Annotated in this window: 27 protein-coding genes and 2 pseudogenes; 16 read left to right on the top strand and 13 right to left on the bottom strand. The window is 28.1% G+C overall.

The window, feature by feature from the left end:
• Window positions 1-4 precede the first annotated feature (4 nt).
• The 3 genes from L8Y18_RS07000 to gatC are packed head-to-tail and all read right to left on the bottom strand — an operon-like array spanning window position 5 to window position 1,328.
• A complete protein-coding gene (locus L8Y18_RS07000) occupies window positions 5-460 on the bottom strand; it encodes a Fur family transcriptional regulator (protein WP_043019516.1) in 456 nt (151 codons plus the stop codon).
• Window positions 450-1,019, bottom strand: a complete 570-nt coding sequence (locus L8Y18_RS07005) for a CvpA family protein (protein ID WP_133319863.1) — start codon at window positions 1,017-1,019, stop codon at window positions 450-452. Before L8Y18_RS07005 ends, L8Y18_RS07000 begins: the two co-directional genes overlap by 11 nt.
• A gap of 21 nt (window positions 1,020-1,040) precedes the next feature.
• Complete coding sequence (gatC, locus tag L8Y18_RS07010) at window positions 1,041-1,328, bottom strand: Asp-tRNA(Asn)/Glu-tRNA(Gln) amidotransferase subunit GatC (protein ID WP_133319862.1); 288 nt, start codon at window positions 1,326-1,328, stop codon at window positions 1,041-1,043.
• Window positions 1,329-1,474: 146 nt separating this feature from the next.
• On the opposite strand from gatC, the gene L8Y18_RS07015 reads away from it, so the two are divergent.
• The 6 genes from L8Y18_RS07015 (at window position 1,475) to pyk (ending at window position 6,877) form a co-directional block, all read left to right on the top strand.
• Window positions 1,475-2,020: a hypothetical protein gene (locus L8Y18_RS07015; protein WP_263665033.1), complete on the top strand. Its 546-nt coding sequence runs from the start codon at window positions 1,475-1,477 to the stop codon at window positions 2,018-2,020.
• Window positions 2,017-3,012, top strand: coding sequence for a hypothetical protein (locus L8Y18_RS07020; protein WP_263665034.1), 996 nt, complete (start codon window positions 2,017-2,019; stop codon window positions 3,010-3,012). The genes L8Y18_RS07015 and L8Y18_RS07020 overlap by 4 nt, the downstream gene beginning before the upstream one ends.
• Before the next feature lies 1 nt (window position 3,013).
• Entirely contained in the window at window positions 3,014-3,346 is a 333-nt protein-coding gene (locus L8Y18_RS07025) for a hypothetical protein (protein ID WP_263660759.1), read from the top strand.
• Entirely contained in the window at window positions 3,333-3,956 is a 624-nt protein-coding gene (locus L8Y18_RS07030; RefSeq protein WP_133319858.1) for a type III pantothenate kinase, read from the top strand. The genes L8Y18_RS07025 and L8Y18_RS07030 overlap by 14 nt, the downstream gene beginning before the upstream one ends.
• A 110-nt stretch (window positions 3,957-4,066) precedes the next feature.
• Complete coding sequence (locus tag L8Y18_RS07035; RefSeq protein WP_263660760.1) at window positions 4,067-5,413, top strand: FAD-dependent oxidoreductase; 1,347 nt, start codon at window positions 4,067-4,069, stop codon at window positions 5,411-5,413.
• A 12-nt stretch (window positions 5,414-5,425) separates the two neighbouring features.
• Complete coding sequence (gene pyk / locus L8Y18_RS07040; RefSeq protein ID WP_263676551.1) at window positions 5,426-6,877, top strand: pyruvate kinase; 1,452 nt, start codon at window positions 5,426-5,428, stop codon at window positions 6,875-6,877.
• 7 nt (window positions 6,878-6,884) lie between these two features.
• On the opposite strand, the pseudogene L8Y18_RS07045 reads toward pyk, so the two are convergent.
• The 4 genes and pseudogenes from L8Y18_RS07045 to L8Y18_RS07060 all read right to left on the bottom strand — a co-directional run bounded on the left by L8Y18_RS07045 (window position 6,885) and on the right by L8Y18_RS07060 (window position 10,349).
• A pseudogene (locus L8Y18_RS07045) lies at window positions 6,885-7,429 on the bottom strand (D-sedoheptulose 7-phosphate isomerase).
• On the bottom strand, window positions 7,419-8,792 hold the full coding sequence (gene rfaE1 / locus L8Y18_RS07050) for a D-glycero-beta-D-manno-heptose-7-phosphate kinase (RefSeq protein ID WP_263660761.1): 1,374 nt from the start codon (window positions 8,790-8,792) through the stop codon (window positions 7,419-7,421). The pseudogene L8Y18_RS07045 and the gene rfaE1 overlap by 11 nt, the downstream one beginning before the upstream one ends.
• Window positions 8,785-9,738, bottom strand: coding sequence for an ADP-glyceromanno-heptose 6-epimerase (gene rfaD / locus L8Y18_RS07055; RefSeq protein ID WP_263660762.1), 954 nt, complete (start codon window positions 9,736-9,738; stop codon window positions 8,785-8,787). Before rfaD ends, rfaE1 begins: the two co-directional genes overlap by 8 nt.
• Window positions 9,735-10,349: a D-glycero-alpha-D-manno-heptose-1,7-bisphosphate 7-phosphatase gene (locus L8Y18_RS07060; protein ID WP_412175475.1), complete on the bottom strand. Its 615-nt coding sequence runs from the start codon at window positions 10,347-10,349 to the stop codon at window positions 9,735-9,737. The genes rfaD and L8Y18_RS07060 overlap by 4 nt, the downstream gene beginning before the upstream one ends.
• A 30-nt stretch (window positions 10,350-10,379) precedes the next feature.
• Here L8Y18_RS07060 and L8Y18_RS07065 point away from each other — a divergent pair, with 30 nt between their 5' ends.
• Entirely contained in the window at window positions 10,380-10,685 is a 306-nt protein-coding gene (locus L8Y18_RS07065) for a c-type cytochrome (protein WP_133319851.1), read from the top strand.
• Window positions 10,686-10,696: 11 nt separating this feature from the next.
• Here the strand turns inward: L8Y18_RS07065 and ccoS are convergent, their stop codons facing one another.
• Window positions 10,697-10,912, bottom strand: a complete 216-nt coding sequence (gene ccoS / locus L8Y18_RS07070; RefSeq protein WP_263666814.1) for a cbb3-type cytochrome oxidase assembly protein CcoS — start codon at window positions 10,910-10,912, stop codon at window positions 10,697-10,699.
• Window positions 10,909-13,254 (bottom strand): heavy metal translocating P-type ATPase, encoded by a 2,346-nt coding sequence (locus L8Y18_RS07075; protein WP_263666813.1) that lies wholly within the window; start codon window positions 13,252-13,254, stop codon window positions 10,909-10,911. The genes ccoS and L8Y18_RS07075 overlap by 4 nt, the downstream gene beginning before the upstream one ends.
• 181 nt (window positions 13,255-13,435) lie before the next feature.
• On the opposite strand from L8Y18_RS07075, the gene rho reads away from it, so the two are divergent.
• Window positions 13,436-14,740 (top strand): transcription termination factor Rho, encoded by a 1,305-nt coding sequence (rho, locus tag L8Y18_RS07080; RefSeq protein ID WP_039617780.1) that lies wholly within the window; start codon window positions 13,436-13,438, stop codon window positions 14,738-14,740.
• Window positions 14,741-14,742: 2 nt separating this feature from the next.
• Window positions 14,743-16,278 (top strand): DNA polymerase III subunit gamma/tau, encoded by a 1,536-nt coding sequence (locus L8Y18_RS07085; protein ID WP_263659792.1) that lies wholly within the window; start codon window positions 14,743-14,745, stop codon window positions 16,276-16,278.
• On the opposite strand, the gene L8Y18_RS07090 is transcribed toward L8Y18_RS07085, so the two are convergent.
• Complete coding sequence (locus tag L8Y18_RS07090; RefSeq protein WP_263676552.1) at window positions 16,275-18,368, bottom strand: TonB-dependent receptor domain-containing protein; 2,094 nt, start codon at window positions 18,366-18,368, stop codon at window positions 16,275-16,277. The two genes, L8Y18_RS07085 and L8Y18_RS07090, sit on opposite strands and share 4 nt — an antisense overlap.
• Before the next feature lie 158 nt (window positions 18,369-18,526).
• Here L8Y18_RS07090 and exbB point away from each other — a divergent pair, with 158 nt between their 5' ends.
• The 3 genes from exbB to L8Y18_RS07105 are packed head-to-tail and all read left to right on the top strand — an operon-like array spanning window position 18,527 to window position 19,990.
• Window positions 18,527-18,958 carry a TonB-system energizer ExbB gene (exbB, locus tag L8Y18_RS07095; RefSeq protein ID WP_133319846.1) on the top strand — a complete coding sequence of 144 codons (432 nt, stop codon included), beginning with the start codon at window positions 18,527-18,529 and terminating at the stop codon, window positions 18,956-18,958.
• Window positions 18,951-19,340 (top strand): TonB system transport protein ExbD, encoded by a 390-nt coding sequence (gene exbD / locus L8Y18_RS07100; protein ID WP_214114368.1) that lies wholly within the window; start codon window positions 18,951-18,953, stop codon window positions 19,338-19,340. Before exbB ends, exbD begins: the two co-directional genes overlap by 8 nt.
• Entirely contained in the window at window positions 19,337-19,990 is a 654-nt protein-coding gene (locus L8Y18_RS07105) for an energy transducer TonB (RefSeq protein ID WP_214114369.1), read from the top strand. The genes exbD and L8Y18_RS07105 overlap by 4 nt, the downstream gene beginning before the upstream one ends.
• A gap of 10 nt (window positions 19,991-20,000) precedes the next feature.
• On the opposite strand, the gene L8Y18_RS07110 is transcribed toward L8Y18_RS07105, so the two are convergent.
• Both L8Y18_RS07110 and L8Y18_RS07115 read right to left on the bottom strand, forming a co-directional pair.
• Entirely contained in the window at window positions 20,001-20,453 is a 453-nt protein-coding gene (locus L8Y18_RS07110) for a DUF411 domain-containing protein (RefSeq protein ID WP_263662253.1), read from the bottom strand.
• An 866-nt stretch (window positions 20,454-21,319) separates the two neighbouring features.
• On the bottom strand, window positions 21,320-23,221 hold the full coding sequence (locus tag L8Y18_RS07115; RefSeq protein WP_263665038.1) for an ATP-binding protein: 1,902 nt from the start codon (window positions 23,219-23,221) through the stop codon (window positions 21,320-21,322).
• Window positions 23,222-23,460: 239 nt separating this feature from the next.
• Between L8Y18_RS07115 and L8Y18_RS07120 the strand changes: the two genes are divergently transcribed.
• From L8Y18_RS07120 to L8Y18_RS07135, 4 genes are all read left to right on the top strand, one after another.
• The gene (locus L8Y18_RS07120; protein WP_263676554.1) at window positions 23,461-24,090 is read left to right on the top strand and encodes a helix-turn-helix transcriptional regulator; all 630 of its coding nucleotides are present in this window, start codon (window positions 23,461-23,463) and stop codon (window positions 24,088-24,090) included.
• A gap of 57 nt (window positions 24,091-24,147) precedes the next feature.
• Window positions 24,148-24,468 carry a hypothetical protein gene (locus L8Y18_RS07125; RefSeq protein ID WP_263676556.1) on the top strand — a complete coding sequence of 107 codons (321 nt, stop codon included), beginning with the start codon at window positions 24,148-24,150 and terminating at the stop codon, window positions 24,466-24,468.
• A 16-nt stretch (window positions 24,469-24,484) separates the two neighbouring features.
• Window positions 24,485-24,679, top strand: coding sequence for a hypothetical protein (locus L8Y18_RS07130; protein ID WP_318529555.1), 195 nt, complete (start codon window positions 24,485-24,487; stop codon window positions 24,677-24,679).
• Window positions 24,680-24,746: 67 nt separating this feature from the next.
• Window positions 24,747-25,034 (top strand): ankyrin repeat domain-containing protein, encoded by a 288-nt coding sequence (locus L8Y18_RS07135; protein ID WP_263676558.1) that lies wholly within the window; start codon window positions 24,747-24,749, stop codon window positions 25,032-25,034.
• A gap of 39 nt (window positions 25,035-25,073) precedes the next feature.
• Here the strand turns inward: L8Y18_RS07135 and L8Y18_RS07140 are convergent.
• Window positions 25,074-25,574, bottom strand: a pseudogene (locus tag L8Y18_RS07140) (DNA adenine methylase); the annotation flags it as partial.

A 25,574-nucleotide genomic window follows, 5' to 3' on the forward strand; every position in this document is an offset into this window, starting at 1 on the left:
ACCTTTATTTTTTACTACATTGCGGACATAACCCATAAAGTTGCATTAAATGCCCTGTTAATTTAAAATTATATTCTTTTGCTATTAACATTTGTTGCTGTTCGATAATAGAATTTTCAAATTCAACTATTTCTCCACAACTTTTACAAATTAAATGATCATGATGGGGTTTATTTGCGAGTTCAAATTTCTTCCCTGAAGCTCCAAAAGATATAGAAGTAGCCATACCTGATTCTTCTAATAAATTTAAAGTTCTATAAACTGTAGCGATTCCTACATTTAATTCAGGATTTTTTTGCTTGATTTCCACATACAAACTTTCTGGGGTATAATGCATATCACTATTATATAAAGTTTTCAAAAGCACTTCTCTTTGTTTGGTATATTTTAAGCCATTATCCTTAAGTGTCTTCTTAAAGCGCTCAAGTAAAACATCATATTCTATATTTTCAATTTGCATTATTTACCTCCGAATTTAGACTTATATTAGAATCTTTAATTCTTTCTTCTATTTTTTCTAAACTATTTTGAGTAAAATCAGTATTCATTATAAATTCACCTGTTTTTCTAAGTAAATTTAAAGTATGACTATTGTTTGCATATTTTTCTAAACTTGAATTTAAAAATTCTATATTATTAATACAAGCAACTAAAATTGCAAAAATTAAAAATATTTTAGCACTTCCAAATAAAAATCCACCTATACGATCTATAAAACCAAGACCACTCATGCTAAACATTTTTGATAATATATTTCCCAAGGCCATACATGCTATCCATATCACGATTAACAAAACTAAAAAACCTGCAAAAATAGCAAGATTTTCATTTTCAATTGCATAAAAATTATTATTGATAATCTCTGCTACCTCTTTAGCATATCTTGAAGCAAGTAAAACCCCACCAACTATACCCAATAAACCAAAAATTTCTTTAAATAAGCCACTCACCAAGCCTTTTAAGCCTAAAATTACAGTCAAACCTAAAACAAAAACATCAAACCACGAAAAATTTTCCATATACGCTAAACTCCAAATATTTTATTCAATTATTTTAGGGACTATAAAAAATCCATCTTGAGAATTTGGAGCATGCTTACTTATCGTATCTATCACATCAGATTTTTTACTCTCATCATTTCTCAATAAGGTTCCACCATTTGTTGTGCTAGTCATGGCTTCTATATCATCAAGTTTTAATTCATCTAATTTTTCCACAAAATTAACAATTTGGCTTAATTGCTCTTCTAGTTCTTGTCTTTTTTCATCTGCTATTTTTAGAGCACTTAGCTTTTCAAGTTTAGTTAATAATTTATCATCAATTTGCATCATTTACCTTAATTTTAATTTTATAAAACTCTTTGGTTTAGATTGAAAATTATAACATAAAATAATTTATTTTTTCATTTTTATATGTTACAATTATAGACTTTAAAATTACAAAATAACATTTTTTATATTAATAAAGGAAAAATATGGCTTTAAAAGAAAATTTAAAAGCAGTAAAAGAAGAATTAAGCTCTCAAGAGCAAATGATGGAAAATTTTATCAAATCAGAACGCTTTATAAGAAAATACAAATATTATTTTATTGCTCTTATTGCTCTTTTAGTTCTTTATTTTAGTGGAAGTTATATTTATAATATAAAACAAGAAAAAAATATCCAAGAAAGTAATATCATTTTTAATAATCTGTTAAAAAATCCTTCAGATCAAAAATTAATTGAGGAATTAAAGCAAAAAAATGTAAATTTATACACCATATATATTATGGGTCAAAATAATCAAGATCTTAATCAAACCTTGAGTCTTAATATAGATCCCTTGTTAAAACAAATAGTGCTTGCCCAAAACAATCAAAAATCAGATTTTCTAAAAGATTATAATACTCTATTAATAGGTTTTGAATTTTTAAAACAAAATGATTTTAAAAACGCAGATGTTGAATTTAATAAAATACCTATAAATTCTCCTTTATGGCAAATCATCACAAGCTTAAAACACTATCAAGGAATAAAATGAAGCATTTTTATTTATTTATTATTACTTTAATATTTTTTAGTGCTTGTGGCACTAAAAGGGAATACTATCAACCAACACAACTAGAACAACTTCCTTATAATTCTAAAAATATTAATGGAAAAATAGTTAATTTTAACAACAATATTGCTCAGTTAAACAATAATACTTTCATAGACAATAAAGGAAATATTACTGCTTTAAAAATAGATAAAAACTATAATATTTTAAATATCCGTCAAGAAGAAATTCTTATAGCTGATAATGATGGGAATTTTAAAATTTTAAATTTACAAGGTGAAGAATTATTTTCTCATAAATTTAACGAAAGTGTAGTAAGTGCTAATGTAGATGGGGATGATATAGCTTTGATTTTAGCAAGTAATACTTTAGTGTATGCTAATAAAAATCTTGGTATAAGAATGCTACAAAATTTAGGCACTGCTTATGCTCAAGATAGTCGCTATGCTAATCCTTATTTTTTAAATACCATTATCATATACCCTATGCTTAATGGAAAATTAGCCATACTTAACAAAAGTACACTAAAAGTTAGTAAAGAAATTTTAGTAAGTAGTGAAGAATTTTTTAATAATATCATCTATCTTCATGTTAAAAACAATACAATGGTTGCCGCAACAGCACAAAAAATCATCGTTGTAACACCAAATAGAACTTTATACTTAAACGAAAACATCAAAGAAGTAAATATTAACGATAAAGAAATTTTTATATTAACAAAAGATGGAAGAGTTATCAAAAATGATTATAATCTTAGAAAAATTGATGAAATAAAATTTCAATTTGCTTTATTTTCCAAAAGCACATTATATAATGATTCTTTGTATATATTTGAAAAAACTGGCTATTTAATTAAATTAAATACAAATCTGAAAGATTTTACCGTATATAAATTAAATGAAGCTATTGATAAAAAAAGTTTTATGGCTAATGGTAAATTTTTCTATCACAATAAAGTTTTACAATTAAATTAAGATGAATCAAGAACTAAGCGATATTCTTATTAAACATGGAATTATTTTAAAAAATATTAATTCTTTAGATATCCATGCTTTTAGCAAAAAGAAAAAACTAATTTGCTTTTATGGAGAAAATACAAAAAAACAATATTGTTTATTTTTATTTTCTTTTGCAAAAAGTAAGATTTTAAAAAAAGATGGTTTAGAATTTGAAAATATTTTTCAAAACATAAGTCAAATTTTAAATTTAAAATTTAAAAATCATTTTATTTTTCATCAGTCTCTAATTTGCTCAAAAGCAAAAGAATATTTATTCACCAAAGGAATTCAAAATTATGCTTTTGTGTGATATTGGCAATACAACTGCAAGTTTTTTAAATGAGCAAAAATTTCATTCTATGAGCATAGAGCAATTTTTACAGTATGAGCCGACACAAAAAGTGTTTTACATCAATGTTAATCCAAATTTAGAGCAAAGATTAAAGCAAAATCCTTTATTTATTAACCTTGCTCCATATTTTAATTTTGATACTATTTATAAGAATTTAGGAGTTGATAGAATAGCAGCTTGCTATACCATAGAAGATGGGGTAGTAGTTGATGCTGGCTCTGCAATAACTGTGGATATTGTTTCAAATTCAATCCATCTTGGAGGATTTATCCTGCCTGGTATTGAAAGCTACAAAAAATCTTTTGCTAGTATTTCTTCTCGCTTAAAACACGAACTTAACACTCAAATAAACTTTGATGCCTTTCCCCAAAGAACTATTGATGCCTTAAGTTATGGAGTTTTTAAAAGTATATATTTACTTATAAAAGATAGTGCATATGATAAAAAGTTATATTTCACAGGTGGCGATGGGCAATTTCTTGCAAATTTTTTTGATTATGCAATTTATGATAAATTTTTGATTTTTAGAGGTATGAAAAAAGCTGTTTGTGAAAATTTTATACTTTAAAAGATTAACCATATCTTTGGCTTTTCAATTATAAGCTTTATTTAAACTCAAAACAACTATATTTTGATATTATTAGCAAAATCAAACATACACAAAAGGAATTGATGATAATGGATCGAAAACACTTTGATGCCGTGGTGATTGGCGGTGGGATTTCTGGTGCTGCAGCATTTTACGAATTAGCAAGATATACTGATATTAAAAGTATTGCATTATTAGAAAAATACAATAACGCTGCAACATTAAATAGTCACAGCACAAGTAATTCACAAACCATCCACTGCGGTGATATAGAAACTAACTATACCTTGGAAAAAGCAAAAAAAGTTAAAAAAACAGCAGATATGATTGTAAAATATGGGCTCTTGCAAAATGCACAAAATAAATTCATGTATTCACACCAAAAACTTGCACTTGCAGTTGGGGAAAAAGAATGTGAATATATGAAAAATAGATATGAAGAATTTAAAGAATTATATCCTTATATTAAATTTTACACAAAAAATGAAATCAAACAAATAGAACCAAATGTTGTTTTAGGTGAAGATGGTGTCAATGATAGGGCGGATAATATAGTAGCTATGGGTGTAGAAGAAGGTGAAATTTATACCACAGTAGATTTTGGACTTATGAGTCAAAATCTCATAGAGCAAGCTTGTAAACAAGGTAAAGATACTCATGTTGCTTACAATCAAGAAGTTGTGTTTATAGAAAAAAAAGATGATATTTTTTATATAAAAACAAGAGATTTTAAAGAATATAGTGCAAAATCCATTATCGTCAATGCAGGCGCACACTCATTATTTTTAGCACATAAAATGGGTATAGGTTTAGACAAATCTTGCTTTCCTGTTGCAGGAAGTTTTTACATGGCAAAAAGAAAAATTTTAAATGGTAAGGTTTATATGGTGCAAAATCCAAAACTCCCATTTGCTGCACTACATGGCGATCCTGATTTACTAACTAACATGAACACCCGTTTTGGTCCTACTGCTTTAGTTATTCCTATGCTAGAAAGATACCATGGCTTTAAATCTTTACCTGAATTTTTTAAAACACTTAATCTTGATATGAATGTAATTAAAATTTGTTTTAATCTTTTTAAAGATTCTACTATTAGAAATTATATTCTTTATAATTATTTATTTGAAATTCCTTATATCAACAAAAAACTTTTTGTAAAAGATGCTAAAAAAATAGTTCCTAGTTTAAAAACAGATGATATTTACTATGCTAAAAATTTTGGAGGAGTGCGACCTCAAGTGCTTGATAAAAAAGCAGGAGAATTAATGCTTGGAGAGGCTAGCATCACTGAAATTCCGGGTATAATTTTTAATATGACACCAAGCCCAGGTGCTACGAGTTGTCTTGGTAATGGTTATAGAGATGCAAAACTTATTTGTCAATATTTGGGTGCTAATTTTAATGAAGATTTATTTACTAGTGAACTGCTATAAAAAGGATAGGAAATGTTAAAAAAAACAAAAATAGTCGCAACAATTGGGCCAGCAAGTGAAAATGAAACTACAATAAGACAAATGATTATTAATGGAGTGAATGTTTTTCGCTTAAATTTCTCACATGGAACTCATGAATATCATAGTCAAAATCTAGCCACCATTAGAAAAGTAGCAGCTGAACTTAATGCAAGGATTGGAATTTTACAAGATATTAGCGGGCCAAAAATTAGAACCTTAAAAATTCCAGAAGCTTTTGAGCTAAAAAGTGGAGATAGACTAGACTTTTACAAGGATACTTTTGAAGGAGAAAAACTTTCTAATGAACATTATAAAGTCTGTATTAATCATCCCGAAATTCTTTCTATGCTAAAAGTGGAAGAATACATCTATCTTTGTGATGGCTCTATTAAAACTAAAGTTATACAAGTTGAAAAAGATTTTATCCAAACCCAAGTAGAAAATAGCGGGGTGCTTAGTTCAAATAAAGGAATTAATTTTCCAAATACAAAAATCAATATCGATGTTATAACTCAAAAAGATAAAGATGATCTTGCATGGGGCATTAAAAACGATGTTGATTTTTTAGCTATATCTTTTGTGCAAAATGCTCATGATATTGATGAAGTTAAAAAAATACTTGATGAAAATAATGCCAAAATTGCTATTTTTGCAAAAATAGAAAAATTTGATGCTGTTGAAAATATCGATGAAATTATAAATAGTAGCGATGGTATAATGGTAGCAAGAGGAGATTTAGGCATTGAAGTGCCTTATTATAGAGTACCAAATATACAAAAACTCATCATTAAAAAAGCTAATGAGGCCAATAAACCTGTAATCACTGCCACTCAAATGCTTTTTTCGCTTGCAAAATCAAAAACTGCCACAAGAGCTGAAATTTCAGATGTTGCTAATGCTGTACTTGATGGCACTGATGCGGTTATGCTTAGCGAAGAAAGTGCGGTGGGGATTGATCCGGCAAATGCAGTTGATATTATGACTCAAACTATCATTGAAACAGAAAAAAACTATCCTTATGAAAAATTTGAAAATTTTAAATGCTTTAACGAAACTGATATCATTGCCAAATCAAGCACACAATTAGCTACTGATTTAAATGCAAATGCAATTTTTACCATTACAAGCAGTGGTGCTTCTGCGGTTAAAACAGCAAGGTATCGTCCAAAAATGGATATCATAGCTATTACTCATTCTAAAAAAGCTTTAAATTTTTTAAGTATAGTCTGGGGAGTTCAACCTGCTATATTGATAGAAAAGCATGAAAATTTAACAGAACTTTTAAGCAATTCTGTAAAACTTGGAGTTGAAAAAGGCCTTATGAAAAAAGATGGGGTTTACACTCTTACTGCAGGATTTCCAGTAGGTGTTGCAGGAAGTACAAATTTAATTAGAATTTTACAAAAAGATCAAATTGAATATTATTTAAGTTTGGGAAAATAACCCAAACTTAATATTCTTCTTCTATTAGATCACACAAGCAGTGTATGATTAAAATATGCATTTCTTGAATTCTGGTCGTATCATCACTTGGGACGACTATATTATGCTCACATAATGCATTCATCGCTCCACCACCTTTTCCACTAAGCCCTATACATTTAGTGCCAATTTCTTTGGCCTTTTCAAAAGCTTTGATCACATTTGGGCTTTTTCCACTAGTAGAAATTCCAATCAATACATCATTATTGCTTGTCTTGAAAAAACAAATTCAAAACCATAGTCATTTCCTATAGCACTTAAAGCAGAAGTATCAGTGCTTAGAGCAATAGCAGCTAAAGCCTTTCTTTCTTTTTTATATCTTCCACTAAGTTCAGCTGCAAAATGTTGGCTATCTGCAGCACTTCCACCATTTCCACAAATTAAAATTTTCCCACCACTTTTCAAGCACACTTTTAATTCTTGAGCAACCGTAGCAATTTGCTCTTTTAAATTCAAACTTTGCTCTAAAGTTTTTTGATGTTGAATAAATTCCTTTTCAATTTTATTTATCATTTGCAATCCTATTAATTATATTAGTAGTACTAAATCCATCTTCAAAGTCAATTAATTCTACTTTTTTTACTAAATTTGAACCCACTACTTCCTTGCCTTTATAATCAGCTCCTTTAACTAGCACATCAGGCTTTAAAAACTCTATCAGTTCATAAGGAGTATCATCATTAAAAATCACTACATAATCTACAAAATACATACTCGCAAGCATACATGCGCGTTGGAATTCTAAATTTATAGGTCTTGAGTTTCCTTTTAGTCTTTTTACGCTTTCATCTGAATTTAAACCTACAACTAAGATATCTCCTAGTTTTTTAGCTTTTTCAAGGTATTTTATATGACCATAATGCATAATATCAAAACATCCATTGGTAAAAACTACTTTTTGATTTTGTATCAACTTCACAAGCTCTTCTTTGCTTTTAATTTTATCTTCAAAAGAAGCTTTTTTTAGATTTTTAATCTCTTCTAAACTTACACTCACACTTCCTACTTTTGCTACCACAACAGCTGCTGCATCATTTGCTAACTCACATGCTTTTACGATATCAACTTTTAAGGCTAAAGCATAAGCAAGCATAGCTATAACACTATCTCCAGCTCCTGTTACATCATAAACTTCCAAAGCTTTTGCGGGAATAATATGTAATTTCTCATCAAAAAGTGCTATTCCTTCTTCAGATAAAGTTATAATAGAATAAGCTAAATTTAAATCATCTTTTAATTTTTTCAAAGCTTTTTCTAAATTATCAATTTTTTCTACACCCAAAGCTTGAATAGCTTCTTTTTTATTTGGAGTTAGCAAGGTTGCATTTTGATATTTACTAAAATCACTTCCTTTTGGATCAATCAAAATAGGTAAATTTAAAGTATTTGCATGCTCTATCAAAGCTTTTGTTACTTTTGAAGTTAAAATCCCTTTGGCATAATCACTCAAAACAATCGCATCATAATCTTTTGCGATTGTTTTATACTCTTGGATAATTTCATCTTCTAATTTAGTATCAAAATCATTCTCATCATCAAGTCTTAAAACTTGCTGAGAATGTGATAAAACTCTACTCTTAAGAGGGGTTTTTCTATTCTTTTCTACTAATAATTTTGCATTTAAATTCTCTTTTAAAAACTTCCCACTCTCATCATCACCCACAAGTCCTAGAGCAAAAACCTCAGCACCAAGACTTTTTAAATTTGCATATACATTACCAGCTCCACCTAGTCTTTTATCTTCTTTTTGTGATTTCATCACCATTACAGGAGCTTCTGGAGAAATTCTAGTGCAATCACACCATATATAATGATCCACCATAAAATCCCCGACAACTAAAATTTTTGGCTTTTTAGAACTTAAAAAATCAAACATTTACTTCCTTTTCATAAAGCCTTTTGATCTCATCTAAATAATCTTTTACACCCTCTTCAAGACTAAATTTAGCTTTATATGAAAAACTCTCATCTAATTTTGCTTGAGTATGGAATTGATAAGAATTTTTGTAAGGATTAGGAATATACTCACAAGGATAATTAGTGTTTAATTCTTTTTGCAAAATATCTACTATATCTTGAAAAGTTCTTGCTTTACCTGTAGCTACATTATAAATTCCACTTTTTGCTTCTAAAGCTTTTAAATTTGCACTCACAACATCTTTAATATACACAAAATCACGATAAATTTGATCACTTCCTTCAAACAAACGCGGACTTTTACCCGCTAAAATTTGATGTCCAAATTGCAAAATCATAGAAGCAGTGCTATTTTTAAAAAATTCTCCCTTGCCATATACATTAAAATATCTAAGCCCAACTATATGCATTTTATTAAAGTATTTTTTTGCTAATTTATCCATCATTAATTTTGAAAATGCATAAGGGTTTTTAGGGGCTTCACTTAAATTTACAGTTTGCGGGCTTGGAGCATCTCCATAAACTGAGGCTGAACTTGCATAGATTAATTTTGCATTAAGTTCCAAAGCAAGTTCTATAAAATCTTTAAAAGTGTTTAAATTGGTCTTTAAAACTTTGTTTTGATCATAAACAGTTGTATCTGAAATTGCGGCCTTATGAAAGATCACATCAGGTTTAAAAGCTTTTATAACTTTTAAAGTTTTTTCATCATTAATATCGCCCACATAAAGCTCACCTTCAAAATCTAAAATATTCTTAAAATGACCAAAACTTTCTAAATTTCCATTTTCAAAAGTAGCACTTGATCGCATTTTATCCACAATCAAAACCTCATGTTTATCCTGAAGTTCTAGAGCAAGAGCAGAGCCTATAAAACCTGCTCCACCTGTTATCACAATTTTCATTTCCTATCCTTTAAATAATACAAAAGTTCTTTTAAATTTTTAAAGACCTTATAGTTTTTATTATCATTATAATTTTCATTAATCAAAAATAGATTTTTTATACCAGCATTGATTCCAGCTTGCATATCACTTAAATTATCCCCTATAAAAAAAGATTGTGAAAAATCTATATAAAATTCTTTTTGTGCTTTTAAAAGCATGCCAGGTTTTGGCTTACGACATTCACAATTTTCTAAATGTGGGCAGTGATAAATTTTTTCTATTTTAATGCCTTTTTTCAAAAACTCACCTAGCATATACGAGCTTAAAATTTCAAAATCTTTTTCACTATAATAAGCCCTTGCAATACCTGATTGATTAGTAGCTACAAAAATTAAAAAATTTTGCTTTTGAAAAAATTCACAAAGTTCAAAAATACCATCACAAAATTCAAAATCACTAATCTTATGAACATATTTTTTATCTATATTAACAATCCCATCTCTATCTAAAAATAACGCCTTTGTTTTCATGAAAAAATTATAATGAATTTTTTTTAAGATTTTATAATTTATCAAGTAAAAAAGTTTTTTAAGCGACTTTAAATAAAAAAAGCATATAATTAAAAACATTTTATTTTCAATTTATATAGGAGTGATACAATGAAAAAGCTACTTGTTTTATCAGCTTTGGCATGTCTTAGTGTTTCAGCTTTTGCTGCGGATGGTGCTACACTTTATAAAAAATGTGCAGTATGTCATGGTGCTAAAGCAGATAAAGTTTATCTTAATAAAGTTCCTGCTTTAAATACTTTAACTGCAGCTGAAAGATTACAATACATGAAAGATTATGCAGCAGGTAAAAGAAATGCTTATGGCCAAGGTGCAATCATGAAGATTAACCTTAAAGGTTTAACAGAAGCAGATTTTAAAGCAATTGAAGAATACATCGAGAGCTTAAAAAAATAATTTGACAGCCTTTATGGCTGTTTTTCTTGATTTTTCTTTTCCAAAGCTTCTTTTTTTCTTTTTTCCAAAATCACTGCATCGTTTAAAGCTTCTTCGCTATCATTTAAAATAGTAAATTTATAATCATCGTCAAATTGCTTATTTTTGATCCCCCAAAGTAAAGCACAAATTGCCAAAAATAAAGCAACCATAGAAACACCTATCATCATTATTAAAACACCATTCATTTTTTAATCCTTAAAGCATTTAAAATCACTATTATACTACTAAAAGACATTGACAAAGCTGCAATTAAAGGATTAATCAAACCAAAAAAAGCTAAAGGCATGCTCAAGGCATTATAAAATAAAGAAAAAGCTAAATTTTGTTTAATAATTTGATAAGTTTTTTTAGCTATTTGTATAGCCTTTTGCAAGCTTTTTAAGTCGTTTTTTAACAATATAATATCACTATTTTCCATAGCAAGCTCAGAACCTTCTTTTAAAGAAACCCCAACACCTGCATAAGAAAGTGCTAAAGCATCATTTACCCCATCTCCTACCATTAAAACCTTACCTGTTTGATTTAAGTTAGCTATTATTTGCATTTTATCTTCTGGCATACATGAAGCTTTGAAATGATTTATTTTTAATTTTTCAGCTACCTTACTCACAGCAGATAAATTATCACCACTTAACATATAAATTTGCATTTTGCATTCTTTCATAAATTCGATCAACTCTTCAGAGCTTTCTCTCATACTATCTTCTAATTCAAAAACTGCTAATATAGTTTTATTTTTAGCAAATATAAAATGCGTAGTTTGAAATTCTTGTACTTGCATATGATTTTCTTTGAAAAATTTCTCATTTCCTCCCAAAAATTCATCTTTACCCAAAAAGGCTTTATAACCTCTTGCTTGAAAATTTTGAACTTTTTCAAATTCTATTCTGCTATCAATTTTTTCATCTAAAAATTTCAAAATGCTTTTAGCCACTGGGTGGTTAGTCAGGTGTAAGAAATTTAATAACTCATTTTTATCTAACCTCTCATCCAAAAAGCTTTTTTTAACTTCTAAACTAGCCTTTGTTAAAACCCCTGTTTTATCAAATACAGCCACATTACACTTACTCAAATCCTCCACAACACCTGCTTCTTTGAATAAAATTTTTTCTTTCAAACCAGCACTAATTGCTACTAAAGAACTCACCGGAGTAGCCAAAGCCAAAGCGCATGGACAAGCTATGATTAGCACAGAAACCATGCGTATCATAGCCTCTTCAAAACCCAAATTTAGTACAAAAAAAGTAAAAGCAAAGCAAAGCAAAGCACAAGTTAAGATAATAGGTGAAAAATACTTACTTACTTGCTGTACCATTTTTTCTATTTTGGCTTTTTTTGAACTAGAGTTTTCAAGTAAATTAATAATCCTAGCTAATTTAGAATCCTTATAAAGTGTGTTTGCTTTATATAAAGCATTCCCGCTTAAAACCAAAGAAGCAGAATAAATCATATCATCTTTTTGCACATCAAGTGGTAAGCTCTCTCCGCTTAAACTAGACATATCTAAACTAATATTACCACTAATACACACTCCATCTATTAAAACCCTATCACCTTCTTTTAACTCTATAATATCTCCTATTTGCACCTCTTCTACATCAATATTTTCTATTTTTTCATTTTTTAATACCCTTACTTCATTACCTAAAAATGATCTCAAATGATCGAGCGTATCAAGGGCTTTTTTCTTACTTAAAAGCTCTAAATACTTTCCTATAAAAACAAAACAAATAATCATCGCCACAGAGTCAAAATATACCTGTGAAGCTCTTGAAAACATTGCCCACACTGAATATATATAAGCTAAACTTGCTCCACTAATTACCAAAGTGTCCATATTAACACTTTTAAATTTCAAAGCATAATAGGCATTTTTATAAAAAATCGAGCCTGTGTAAAAAAGTACAGGAGTACAAAGTAAAAATTCAGCAAAATGTAAAATATCTTTAATATCAGCTTCCATACCACTAAAAAACCCAGCATATTTAGCTACAGATATCCACATAATATTCATTACGCAAGCTATAGCAACTATTAATTTCGCATAAAAATCTCTTTTGGTTTGAGTTGCTCTTTGTTCATTTTTTGTAGGTAAATACACACTAGCCTTATAGCCTATACTTTCTATATTTTGGATAATTTTTACTAGATTAATACTTTTTTCATCAAAAACAATTCTAGCTTTATGGGTAATAGAATTAATATCAACCTCTATCACTCCTTCGCTTTTAATGAGAATTTTTTCATTAAGCCAAACACAGGCTGCACAATGAATTTCTTCTATTAGCAAAAAAACCTCACTAAAACCTTCTTTTGTTTTTTGTATGTATTTTTCATAGTCTTTAATACTATATTCTATTGTTACTGGGGTTAAAGTTTGATTACCAAGTTTTTCATAAAATTCCTCCAAATTATTCTCTTGTAAAATTTCATATACACTTTCACAGCCTTTACAACAAAAATAATTTCCATTTTTTTCTATCATTTGTTCTTGTTTAAAGCTTAATTGGCAATGCTTACATCTCATTTTATACTTTCTTTATAAGTTTTTACAATATTTTATCATTTTTTCAAACTTTCAATTTTAAAAATTATTTACAAAGCTATATTATAATTTCCAAAATTTGACAAAAAAGTATTTTTTTTAATAAAATCTTTTTTGAATAAACTAAAACAAAAACTACATTTTCTACATTTTATGAGGATATATGGAAAATACAAAAGAAAAGAAACAACACCAAAGAACACACATTCCTGTTGAAGGTTATAAAATAGAAGATTTAAAGTTGCTTGATTTAGAAAGCTTAGTAAAAATAGCAAATGAAGCAGAAATAGAAAATCCAAGAGAATTTAGAAGACAAGATCTTATTTTTGAAATTCTAAAAGCACAAACCAAAAAAGGTGGCTTTATACTCTTTACAGGAATTTTAGAAATTTCGCCTGAAGGTTATGGATTCTTGCGTGGAATGGACTCAAATTTAAGCGATAGTGTAAATGATGCTTATGTATCAAACTCACAAATTCGCAAATTTGCTCTGCGTGTAGGAGATATAGTTACTGGTCAAGTTAGAGAGCCAAAAGATCAAGAAAAATACTATGCTTTATTAAAAATTGAAGCAATCAACTATCTTCCATTAAAAGAAGCTAGAGAAAGACCTTTATTTGACAATCTTACTCCAATTTTTCCAACTGAAAAAATCAAATTAGAATATGATCCTTTAAAATTAACAGGCAGAATGCTTGATTTATTTGCCCCTATAGGAAAAGGTCAAAGAAGCTTAATAGTAGCACCTCCAAGAACTGGTAAAACTGAGTTAATGAAAGAACTAGCTACCGCTATTGCTAAAAATCATCCAGAGGCTCATTTGATTGTACTTTTAGTAGATGAGCGTCCTGAAGAAGTTACAGATATGCAAAGATGTGTCAAAGGTGAAGTTTTTAGCTCTACTTTTGACTTACCCGCTTATAATCATGTTAGAGTGGCTGAGCTTGTTATAGAAAAAGCAAAAAGGATGGTAGAAACAGGTAAAGATGTTATTATATTACTTGATTCTATTACAAGATTAGCAAGAGCTTATAACACTGCCACACCAAGCAGTGGTAAAGTTTTAAGTGGTGGGGTTGATGCAAATGCCTTGCATAAGCCAAAACGCTTTTTTGGTGCAGCTAGAAATATAGAGCATGGTGGCTCATTAACCATTATAGCAACTGCTTTGATAGAAACAGGCTCAAGAATGGATGAAGTGATTTTTGAAGAATTTAAAGGAACAGGAAATAGCGAAATCGTTCTTGATAGAAATATTTCAGACAGAAGAATTTACCCTGCAATTAACATCATAAAATCAGGCACTAGAAAAGAAGAATTACTCCAAGGTGTTGAAAAACTTCAAAAAATTTGGGCGATTAGATCAGCTATTTCACAAATGGATGATATAGAAGCTTTAAAATTCTTATACTCTAAAATGCTAAAAACCAAAAGCAATGAAGAGTTGTTATCCATCATGAATGAGTAGTAATGCTCCAAGCTCTTGCTGTTAAATACAGACCAAAAAATTTCAATGAGCTTGTAGGACAAAATACTGTTTCTACAAGCTTAAAATATGCTCTTGAAAATAACCGCTTAGCACATGCTTATTTATTTTCAGGATTACGCGGAAGTGGAAAAACTTCAAGTGCAAGAATTTTTTCAAGAGCCCTAGTATGCGAAAAAGGACCAAGTGCTAACCCTTGTGGAGAATGTTCTCAATGTTTATCTTCACTCAGTGGCTCTAATATAGACATTATAGAAATGGATGCTGCAAGCCATAGAAGCTTAGAAGATATTCAAGAGCTTATCGAGCAAGTTAAATACGCTCCATCTTTAGCTAGGTTTAAAATTTTTATTATCGATGAAGTGCATATGCTTACCCCACAAGCAGCAAATGCCTTGCTTAAAACCTTGGAAGAACCACCAAGCTATGTAAAATTTATACTAGCAACAACTGACCCTTTAAAACTTCCTGCTACGGTTCTTTCAAGAACACAGCATTTTAGATTTAAGCAAATTTCTATCCACGATATTTTAAATCATCTTGAGTGGATTTTAGAAAAAGAAAATATCAATTATGAAAAAGAAGCTTTAAAACTCATAGCAAGAAGTGGAAACGGATCTTTAAGAGATACTCTAACTTTATTAGATCAAGCCATAGTATATTGTCAAAATCATATACAAACACAAAAAATTACTGCGATGCTAGGCTTTTTAGATCCATCTAAAATTGAAGAATTTTATCAAGCCATTTTAGCTAGCGATAAAGATAAAGTTCTTGAGTTTTTAAAAGAATTTGAAGATTACGAGGCAAGTAATGTCATCGATGAGATGATATTTTTTTTAAAAGAAGCATTTTTTGCCAAAAACAATCTTTTTTCTATGTTAATTTACGAAAGATTTTTTAGAATTCTTTCGCGCGCTAAGACTATGTTAAATTCTAGCGATGATGATAGTTTTGTACTTTGTGTTATGGCTTTCATGCTTATAGAAGCAACTTATCTAAAAAGTATTGATGAAGCTATTTACAGCAAAAGTCCAAAACAAGATAACACACCAAACCCAAAACAACAAGAAATTCTTTCTATACAAACAATTAAAGAAGAAAAACTTAATCCTTATGAAAGTTTGTTAAAAGCTATTTACAAAAGAGATTATGATTTAGCTGAAGTTTTCAAAAAAACTACGCAGTTTATTTCCTTTGAAGATGATATTTTAAGTATTAGCTCACATGCTAAAGATGATGATAGAAAAATCCTAAACAATGGCTTTAAATTAATCAAAGTCTTGCTTCATGAACTTTTTGGAGAAAAAACACAAATTAAAATTCAAAAAATAGAAACTATAGATACCCAAAAATTACAAGATATATTCAAAACTCCTATAAAACAAGAAATAAAAAGTACTCCGAATTTAAATGAACATTTTGAAAATTTTAAAAAAGATGCTAAAAAATACGATCCTAAAGACGAAACCAAAGAAGCTCTCAATAAGCTCTTTGGCTCCCCAACTATACAAAATTAAAAACTGCCGTTGATTGAAATATAAATTCTTCTTCCTTCTTCTATGCGATTATAAGTATTTACCCAAGTATCTTCACCTTTGTTTTTATAAGACTCCCAATCATTTGTAAAACTTTTATCAAAAAGATTATAAATTGCCGCATTAATATTCCATTTTTTATTAATATCATAACGCACACCCATAGAAGCTAAAAAGACATCTTGATAATACTCTCTATTAATATTTGTATCACCCATATAACGATCTATTTGCCATTCGCCTTTTATCCATGGAGTGAATTTACTAAAGATATTATAACTTGCTTTTAGCATGATATTGTGTTTTAGACTATCAATTTCTGGTTTTCCTATCATGGTTTTATCTTGCGCATCTTTAATTTCACTATCAAGATAAGTATAAGCTAGATCTAAATTTAAATGCTCTATAGGAGTAATCCCAGCTCCAAGTTCTATGCCTCTATACTCAACCTTGCCATGATTAATCGCCTGATAGCATGTATCAGCTTCACATTTTCCAATACCCGAAATCATACTATCTTTGTCGAATTTTTGACTAGAAATTTTATCTTTAAAATTTGTCAAAAACCCAGTAGCTGAAATATAAAATAAGTCATTATTATAAACAGCAGCTAATTCATAATTAAGCGATGTTTCTTCTTTTAAATTCGGATTTCCATACATAGGATACTTACCTTGTCCACTATAATTATAAGCACCAGCTATCAATCTATTAGCATATGGAGTTCTAAAGCCCGTTGAAACACCACCTTTTAGAGTAAGCTCACTAGTAGGATTATAAACCAAATAAGCCCTTGGTGAAATATTATTTCCAAAAATTTCATGATAATTATATCTTGCACCAAAAGTAAATCTTAAATCATCTCTTATACTATACTCATCTTCTGCAAAAAGAGCTAATAAATACTGATCAAAATTCGTAGGATTAGCGATTTTATCTTGCATTTTTTCAAGTCTATATTCACCACCCACGCTTAAAATATGACTTTGACCTAAAGGAATAACTGATCTTGTATCTACGATAATATCTTCAGCAACTATATCTCTATTTTGCCCTAAAAATGACTGATTTGCCTGGCCAACCACCTCACGCCCATCGTTACTTACACGGTTATACTGCAAGGTAGAAGTAATCGAAAAATCTTCATACACACCCTCATGACTTAAATAAGTTACCAACTTATCCACTTGCATAGTGTCTGTATAACCACCTGTTAAAGAGCCATCATTTTTATCTGTTGGTTTTGTTAATGTGCCTAGTTGGCCTTTTTTATTATCATAGTGATTTCTTGAAAAATCAATATCAAATATCAAGGTATTATAATCATCTACTAAGTAATTTAACCTAGTTCCTAAACTAAAATTATTAGCTTTTGTAGGACTTTGAGCCTGATCACCTTGCACTCTTTGTCCACTTCCATTACTAAATTCAACATTAGATTGTTCCCTATAAAACTCTCTAAAACGTAAGGTTAATCCTAGACGATCATTCATCAATGGGCCACTTGAATATATACTTGTGCCATAAGTATTGCCCCATTCTTTATGTGCATTAAAAATACTATCTAAACTAACTGATGTTTCCCATTTATCGCTTACTTTTTTTGTGATGATATTTACAACACCACCTAAAGCTTCAGAACCATATAAAGTACTCATTGGTCCTTTTATCACTTCTATTCTTTCTATGCTAGAAATTGGAGGTAAAAATGAATTTGAAATCTCATTAAAACCATTAGGTCCTACTTCTCCACCTATCCCTTGACGACGCCCATCAATCAAAACTAAAGTATATCCGGTAATACCTCTCATGGTGATATTATAAGATCCAGTTTTTCCCTTACTAGCAAATAAATCTACACCAGGAATATCAGCAATAGCTTCAGCAACATCTCTATAAGGCTTACTCTCTAAATCTTTTTTACCAATCACATTTATAGTAGCAGGAGCTTCTTTGATATCTTGAGAAAATCCCGAAGCACTCACTATAGAGCTATCTAATAAAACTTCTTGTGATAAAGCATTACAGACCAAAAGACTAGCAACACAAACTGACAAGCAATAATTTTTCATTATTTCCTTTCATAAATAAACAAAATTTTCAAAGTTGGAATATTATGATAATAATTATTAATTTAAAATAAATTTATTATATCAATTATGATAATTGTTATTAATAAATAATTTAATTTTCAGTAATATAATCACAAAAATTTTTAAAGCGAGGATGTATGGAATTTTTAAAAACTTATATTGACTTAATTATATTTATTGTTTTAGGGTTAATGGCATTTATTGCTATATGGTGCACTATAGAACGCATCTTATTTTTTAGAAAAATTAAACTAAATGATTATCAATGCCAAGAAAAATTTGATGATGCAATTAGTGAAAATATCACTATGCTTTATATTATTTACACTAACGCTCCTTATGTAGGACTTTTAGGAACTGTAGTAGGGATTATGATTACATTTTACGACATGGGAGCAAGTGGAAATATTGATGTAAAATCTATTGTTATTGGCTTATCGCTAGCTTTAAAGGCTACTGCTTTGGGAATTTTAGTTGCCATCCCTTCTTTGATGGCTTATAATGGATTGCTTAGAAAAATATCAACTTTGAGTAATGCATATCGTATTTTTAAGGATAAAAATGCTTAAATTGCCAAAAAATGAAGGTTTAAATATTATTCCTTTTATAGATATAATGCTTGTTTTACTAGCCATTGTTTTAAGTATATCCACTTTTATCGCACATGGTGAAATCAAAATCAATCTACCTCAAAGTGAAAATTCAAATTCCATAAGTGAAAATAAAGACAAAATAAGCATCTTAATCGATAAAGAAAATAAATTTTATATCGATGGAAAAACAGTTTCCATAGAAGAAATAAAAGAAAAATTTGACACTATAAATTCTAAAACCTTAGTAGAGTTAAAAAGCGATAAAGAGGCAAAATTTGAAAGCTTTGTAAAAATTATTGATATTTTAAAAAATAAAAATCATGAAAATTTTCAAATTTTAACAGAGCAAAAAAGATGAAGACTTTTATAAGTAATCATAAAAATCAATCATTTTTCATTACTTTATTTATCTTTTTACCTTTACTTTTTGTTTTTCTTTATGCTAAGAATTTTTTATATATACAACATAACACTACAAAGGAAGAAAAATTTAATATAGCTATAAAACAATTTTTACAAGATTCTCCTAAAGTAAAAAACGAACAATCTAAACAAGAAAAAATAAAAAAAATAGAACAAGTAAAAGAAAAACCTATCGTTCAACCTAAAAAAATAAATACTTCAACCGATACTAAAGCAGCAAATCGATTAAAAGAGGAAATAAAATCTCAAAAAATAACATCTCAAGAAAAAAACATCCTGATAAATTCTCAAGAAAGCATATCTTTAACTAATAACAATGAACTTTTAAAAGAAGTTAAGCAAGCTATAGATAAAGCTTTAATTTATCCTAGGCAAGCTAGAAAAATGCGGATGAGTGGTGAAATTTTATTAGAATTCACATGGACTAAGGATAAAAACTTATTAAACTTAAAAATATTAAAACCATCAAAATATAAACTATTAAATGATAGTGCCTTAGAAACTATACGCATAGCATCTAAGAATTTTCCACAATATGAAAAAACTTTTCATATAAGAATACCTTTAATATACAAAATAAACTAAGCAATTTTGCTTAGTTTATTTTGATTAAATTATGTCCTTTATAGATCCCATAAATTTTATAATCTCCATTTTTAAGCATCAAAACTACAGGATATTCTTCTTCATAACCTTGTTCCATTCCAGGACTTCCTTGAGGCATACCAGGAGCAGAAATACCTATAACATCCTCAGGTTTATTTTCCAAAAGCCAAGCAACTGCATCTTCAGGAACATGCCCTTCTATAGCATAGTCATCAATCACGCCAGTATGACAGCTTTGATACATAGGCTGAATATTCATTTTTTCTTTTATTTTTAAAAAATCTTCACTTTTGTGTATTTGTACTTTATAGCCTTTATCTTTCATATAATTAGCCCAAAGATCGCAACATCCACAAGTGGGACTTTCGTAAATATTTAATATTTTTTCATTAGCCAATAAGCTTGTAAAACCAAGCGTTAAAGTTAAAAATAATTTTTTCATATATCCTCCAAAAATAAAAAAGATACAATACATTATAAAAATTAATATTTTATATCAAAAACCAAAAATATCAACTATGGTTAATTAAAAATATTAAATTAAAGTATTACTACTAAATAAAATTTCTAAATAACTTTTCTGATTTTCTACCACTTAACAAGTACTATAACCTTCTTTTTTTGTAAAACTAAAAACCTTACCCTATTAGAACAACTAAACCCTCTAATTCATAGTAAATATCTCATATAATCATAACCGATTATCCACCAATACAATGACTTATTATAAACTTTATTATAAACAATATCACATATAACACTTTACAATACTATTTCAATATAAAACCTGTAAGGGGTATTTTAAAAAGAATATGTAACTATCTCTAAATAATTTTAGCAAAAATGCTAAATAATAGGCTTTTAAAGCTTATAGAAATACATTTTTATCTTTCTCAATTCAAAGCATAAAATATCCCAAATATCCCAAAATATCCGTTTTATTCCAAGAAAGTGATTAAATACTGTTTAAAAGGCATGTAAAGGCGAAGTTTAGTTTTAAATTTTAAATCCTAAAAAATGTTTTACTCTCCAAAGATAGTTACATTTTTACTTAAAATAAACTTATGTTTTGTTTTTAATGTAACTATCTTTATAAAACACTATATAATCATAGTTTAACCACTTTTTATACAAAAATAGCATGTAGCTATCTATAACTTTAAGGTTTGGAGGATAGTTACGTACAAAGCTTAACATTACTAGATAATTTAAAAAATAAATAACATACAGGTAGTTACAAATAAAATATAGTTTTGTTTAGATAATTATCATATTGGAAATTTTTTGCTATATAAAATATTCAAATTTTTATATTTTTTTTAAATTGCCAACCCTTTCCATTTTTATTTCTTTTTCTTTAAAATTGTGAAGATCTTTATATTTTGATAAAGATAAATTACTTTTAACATCTTTTATGTGGTTTTCCAAGTCTTTTTTTCTTACACTAATTATTTCTTTCCAAGTCATTGGATTTATGCTATATTTATCTCCAGTTAAGCTTCCTGTAAATTCTTGCTTTTTTGATGAAATGCATATAGCCTTCACATAATCAATATTACTTCCTTGCTTTGATAATGATTTAAGAATTTTAGTGATATATTTATTAAACACATCAGTAAGTATTGATGAATTTATTTCTACTTTTGGTGCTTTTAACTCGATAAGTATTAATTCATTATCCTTAGTACGAGGTATAAAAATATCTGGAATTGTATTTAATTGATTTTCACTATCTATATTTATTGGTAATTTTATTTCATTAAAAATTCCTTTTAATGATTGATCGCTAAAAAAATCAAGATTTAGATATTCTTCATCAAACAACCATAAATTATTTTCTACAATTTTATGTAGCTCCTTTCTTTCCTTTGTTTCTGCCTTCCCTTCGTTTAATACCAAATTTTCAAAATGCTGTAAAAAATCAAGTCTTGATATATAATTATAATATTTTTTTATTAGATTCAGAATATTAACATTCTCTCTTACATAATTAAAAACTTCATGATCTTCTTTTTCTAAATTAAAAACAAGTTCCAAATTCTCAAGTGTATTATAAGAATTATCTGAAATTAATCCTATTAGCGAGTTGCTAAAATATGATGCGTTGCTGCGATTAATATTATGTTGTTTTATAAGCAACGGCAAAGATAAAACCATATACGCTTCTTTAATTTTTTCTTGTATCATTTTATCGGTTTCATCTTTGAAAAATTCACTCTCTTCTGCTAATTTATTAGCCATCAAATCTGCATTTTTAAGCCAAACTTTATATAATAATTTATCTAAGTCAGGTTTATATAAATTCTTAACTTCCTCTATAATTTTTTTATAGTTAGGATTAATATCGATAAATTCACAATCCTCTTCAAAACAGCTACTCGTTAAAAATACAGTATGACAGTTAAATATTGATTTTTGACAACCAGATGGTATTTTTCCAAGAGGAATGTTATCAATATTAAATAAAAAAACATGCTTTTTATCGATTGCCAAATCAATCTCATTTTTCCAAACAACCATATATGCACTAATTTTTTGTCCATTTTTTAATTCATACTCTTTTTCCAGTTGTTCTTCTATATATTCTTCAACATTAATTTTTATATTGTTAATAGATAAAGTTATACCCTTTAGAAGTTTATCTGAAAATTCAACTATAATTTCTTTTTTTGCTTTTTCAATCATCTGTTCTATTGTATTGCCATTAATAAATTTATTTCCTAGTCTTTTGATATATAATTTCGTTGTAAAATTTTCTGTGTGATTTGCAACTTCTTCTTTGACGCTAAATCCTATATTCTGATTTTCACCTTGAAAGATAACGCTATAACTTTTATTGTTATATTTTGTATATATTTTAATATCACTCAAACATTCATTTTCAAAATCAACAAACTTAAGATAAGAATATCGGCCTCTGCTTCTTCCTCCTAAAGTATTTTTAATATAATCTCCACCTTTATAATGCGTCCATCTATTTTGCATATATTGATCATCGAAACAATTAAAGCCGGCCCCGTTGTCTTTAATGGTGATAGAAATACTATTATCAAACAAACCATCGCTTTCGCACTCTTCAAAACAAATATCAATATGAGTTGCTTTTGCATCAATAGCATTCTTGATTGCTTCGCTAATTGGATTTAATCTCATAACACTAGAATCACTTTTAATTGTTCTGGTTGTTACTATGGTATTAAAGCTTTTCATTAATATAAGTCCTTTTGATGGCTTTGATTCTTTAATTGGCAAGCATTATATAATTTATATATTAAAAAATCAATTTATGATTATAAATTATTATTTATTTAATGAAAAATTTGTTTTTTTTAAAATCAATTAATAGTGTAAAAATTATACTTATAATTAAACCTTTTAAAATAAAATCTTTTCATTGCTTTTTGCAATTTTTTGTTAAATTCTTTTAAATTAAAATAAAAGGATTGATCATGCAAATGCAAGAAGTAATTGATAAGTTAAAAGACATACTTGCAAGTGAAGGTAAGTGTGAATTAAAAACAAAAGATATAGCTAAAGAATTAGGTATCCATCCAGACACTTTTAATTCTATGAAATTTAGAAACTCTATTCCCTATGCGCATATTTTAAATTTCTTAGAAAAAAGAAATATTAGTATTAATTACTTCTTTTATGGAAGCTCTCCAAAAGATCAATTAGAATGTGAATACAAATATAAAATTTTAAAACTATATAAAACCAATGCTAGCTTAGGTGGAGGTGGTATTAATGATATTTTAGATTTTGAAAACATATTAATAGATCAAAAAATATTAGATTTTTTTAAAACAAAAGATTGTGAGTTTATTACTTGCTATGGTGAGAGTATGGAGCCAATTATCAAAGATAGAAGTATTTGCGTAATAGATAGAAATAAAACTTTTAAAAACAAAAGCATTTATGTAGTCAATACTAAAGATGGACTTTTTATCAAACAAGTTTTAAAACAAGATAATGGAGTAATTTTGCACTCTTTAAACCCTTTATATAAAGACATATTTTATAAAAATGGAGATTTTTTATTAGTTGGTGTGGTAGTTGGAGAACTTTCTAAGATCTAACAGCACACATTCAGCTAAGTCAAGCTATTGTGTGCTTAATCAACAAAAGGAGAAAAAATGAAAGAGATTAAAAACTATACTGATGAAGAATTAAAAGAAAAAATTATGCAGGATTTAGAGGATGAATTTAAAATTTTGTATAAAAGACTTTTAAAAGAAAAAGATTATCTAGTAAGAGATAATATCTTAGAGCTTATGACTATTTATAATATGGGTATAAACTCTTACTCAATCGCAAAAATACTTGAAATGAATGAAGAAAAAACCATTATACAAGTGCCTTTATTTGAAAGATATATTATAGGTAGGAAATTTGTAGTTCAATACAATAGCAAAAAACAAAAATATGAATTAAAAAGCACTTTTTGTGAATTTTAAGGGGTTGAAAATGAGTATAAAATATCCAAATATAAAAGTTAAATTAATCGGAGAAGATGGTAATGCTTTTTCAATTTTAGCTAGAGTTGATAGTGCTTTAAAAAAAGCTAAAATACACAAAGATATTAGAGATGAGTTTTTTAAAGAAGCTACAAGTAAAGACTATAATCACTTATTAAATGTCGTATCAAGCTGGGTTAAAACAATATAATTTACAACAGCACACATTCAGCTAAGCCAAGCTATTGTAGTCTTATCAAAACAAAAGGATAAAAAAGATGAATAGAACAATATTAGATATAAGACAAGGTGTTAGCAAGGGGTTTATAAATACAATTTGCAATGGCAACAATGATGTTGTATTAGAGTATCTTAAAAACGGTATGAGTGCCACAAAAGAATGTATGGGCGAACAACCTATGTTTTATGCTATTAATCATAATAATTTTGGAGCTATTTTACTCTTATTAAAATACGGAGCTATTTTAGAAAAAGATTATCTAGAAGAATGCAAAGAAAATTTTAAAAAAGAAGCTTTAGATTTTTTAGCTTCTTTGCTTAAGTAAAAGAGAATATTAAAAAATATTCTCTTAACTTTATTCTTAAAAGTTCATTATTAAAACCTCCTTGATGTTTTTTAATAACTCATTTAATAGTTTATGCTCTTTTATTCCAAAACCATTAGTGTTTTTATAATAATTTTCAGTCCCCACATAAGGTGGATCTAAATAGAACAAAGCCTCATTGTAATCATATTCTTTTAAAATATATTCAAAGCTTTTATTCTCAATACTAGCATGTTTAAGCCTTTGTGTATGTAAGCTAAAATCTCTAAGCAATCTTTTTGGCGCTCTTTGTTTGCTCATAGCAAATTGCCCCATGCTTGATCCAAAAGAAGTGTTTATAAGATAAAAATAAAAAGCAGCTCTTTCTATATCATTCCTTGACTTTAATTCTTTATTTTTTATCATTGCAAATATCTTTCTACTCACTAACATAGAATTAAGCACATTTACTATAAGCTTTGTGGTTTATTTCTAATACAAAGATGTAGATTAATAAGCTCGTTATTTATATCATTAATAACTTCTATTTTTGAGGGACTT

The sequence above is a fragment of the Campylobacter sp. CNRCH_2007_0968H genome (assembly GCF_025773245.1).
GTDB lineage: Bacteria > Campylobacterota > Campylobacteria > Campylobacterales > Campylobacteraceae > Campylobacter_D > Campylobacter_D lari_D.

What these genes read in the sequence shown, in the direction of transcription:
- L8Y18_RS07075 (WP_263666813.1), bottom strand. Translation starts at nt 13,254, where the DNA reads ATGAGATGTAAGCATTGCCAATTAAGCTTTAAACAAGAACAAATGATA.
- rfaE1 (WP_263660761.1), bottom strand. Translation starts at nt 8,792, where the DNA reads ATGTTTGATTTTTTAAGTTCTAAAAAGCCAAAAATTTTAGTTGTCGGG.
- L8Y18_RS07060 (WP_412175475.1), bottom strand. Translation starts at nt 10,349, where the DNA reads ATGTTTTTAATTATATGCTTTTTTTATTTAAAGTCGCTTAAAAAACTT.
- exbB (WP_133319846.1), top strand. Translation starts at nt 18,527, where the DNA reads ATGGAATTTTTAAAAACTTATATTGACTTAATTATATTTATTGTTTTA.
- L8Y18_RS07090 (WP_263676552.1), bottom strand. Translation starts at nt 18,368, where the DNA reads ATGAAAAATTATTGCTTGTCAGTTTGTGTTGCTAGTCTTTTGGTCTGT.
- L8Y18_RS07065 (WP_133319851.1), top strand. Translation starts at nt 10,380, where the DNA reads ATGAAAAAGCTACTTGTTTTATCAGCTTTGGCATGTCTTAGTGTTTCA.
- pyk (WP_263676551.1), top strand. Translation starts at nt 5,426, where the DNA reads ATGTTAAAAAAAACAAAAATAGTCGCAACAATTGGGCCAGCAAGTGAA.
- L8Y18_RS07035 (WP_263660760.1), top strand. Translation starts at nt 4,067, where the DNA reads ATGGATCGAAAACACTTTGATGCCGTGGTGATTGGCGGTGGGATTTCT.
- L8Y18_RS07115 (WP_263665038.1), bottom strand. Translation starts at nt 23,221, where the DNA reads ATGAAAAGCTTTAATACCATAGTAACAACCAGAACAATTAAAAGTGAT.
- L8Y18_RS07120 (WP_263676554.1), top strand. Translation starts at nt 23,461, where the DNA reads ATGCAAATGCAAGAAGTAATTGATAAGTTAAAAGACATACTTGCAAGT.
- L8Y18_RS07015 (WP_263665033.1), top strand. Translation starts at nt 1,475, where the DNA reads ATGGCTTTAAAAGAAAATTTAAAAGCAGTAAAAGAAGAATTAAGCTCT.
- exbD (WP_214114368.1), top strand. Translation starts at nt 18,951, where the DNA reads ATGCTTAAATTGCCAAAAAATGAAGGTTTAAATATTATTCCTTTTATA.
- L8Y18_RS07005 (WP_133319863.1), bottom strand. Translation starts at nt 1,019, where the DNA reads ATGGAAAATTTTTCGTGGTTTGATGTTTTTGTTTTAGGTTTGACTGTA.
- L8Y18_RS07025 (WP_263660759.1), top strand. Translation starts at nt 3,014, where the DNA reads ATGAATCAAGAACTAAGCGATATTCTTATTAAACATGGAATTATTTTA.
- rfaD (WP_263660762.1), bottom strand. Translation starts at nt 9,738, where the DNA reads ATGAAAATTGTGATAACAGGTGGAGCAGGTTTTATAGGCTCTGCTCTT.
- L8Y18_RS07135 (WP_263676558.1), top strand. Translation starts at nt 24,747, where the DNA reads ATGAATAGAACAATATTAGATATAAGACAAGGTGTTAGCAAGGGGTTT.
- gatC (WP_133319862.1), bottom strand. Translation starts at nt 1,328, where the DNA reads ATGCAAATTGATGATAAATTATTAACTAAACTTGAAAAGCTAAGTGCT.
- ccoS (WP_263666814.1), bottom strand. Translation starts at nt 10,912, where the DNA reads ATGAATGGTGTTTTAATAATGATGATAGGTGTTTCTATGGTTGCTTTA.
- L8Y18_RS07085 (WP_263659792.1), top strand. Translation starts at nt 14,743, where the DNA reads ATGCTCCAAGCTCTTGCTGTTAAATACAGACCAAAAAATTTCAATGAG.
- L8Y18_RS07110 (WP_263662253.1), bottom strand. Translation starts at nt 20,453, where the DNA reads ATGAAAAAATTATTTTTAACTTTAACGCTTGGTTTTACAAGCTTATTG.
- rho (WP_039617780.1), top strand. Translation starts at nt 13,436, where the DNA reads ATGGAAAATACAAAAGAAAAGAAACAACACCAAAGAACACACATTCCT.
- L8Y18_RS07125 (WP_263676556.1), top strand. Translation starts at nt 24,148, where the DNA reads ATGAAAGAGATTAAAAACTATACTGATGAAGAATTAAAAGAAAAAATT.
- L8Y18_RS07105 (WP_214114369.1), top strand. Translation starts at nt 19,337, where the DNA reads ATGAAGACTTTTATAAGTAATCATAAAAATCAATCATTTTTCATTACT.
- L8Y18_RS07020 (WP_263665034.1), top strand. Translation starts at nt 2,017, where the DNA reads ATGAAGCATTTTTATTTATTTATTATTACTTTAATATTTTTTAGTGCT.
- L8Y18_RS07000 (WP_043019516.1), bottom strand. Translation starts at nt 460, where the DNA reads ATGCAAATTGAAAATATAGAATATGATGTTTTACTTGAGCGCTTTAAG.
- L8Y18_RS07030 (WP_133319858.1), top strand. Translation starts at nt 3,333, where the DNA reads ATGCTTTTGTGTGATATTGGCAATACAACTGCAAGTTTTTTAAATGAG.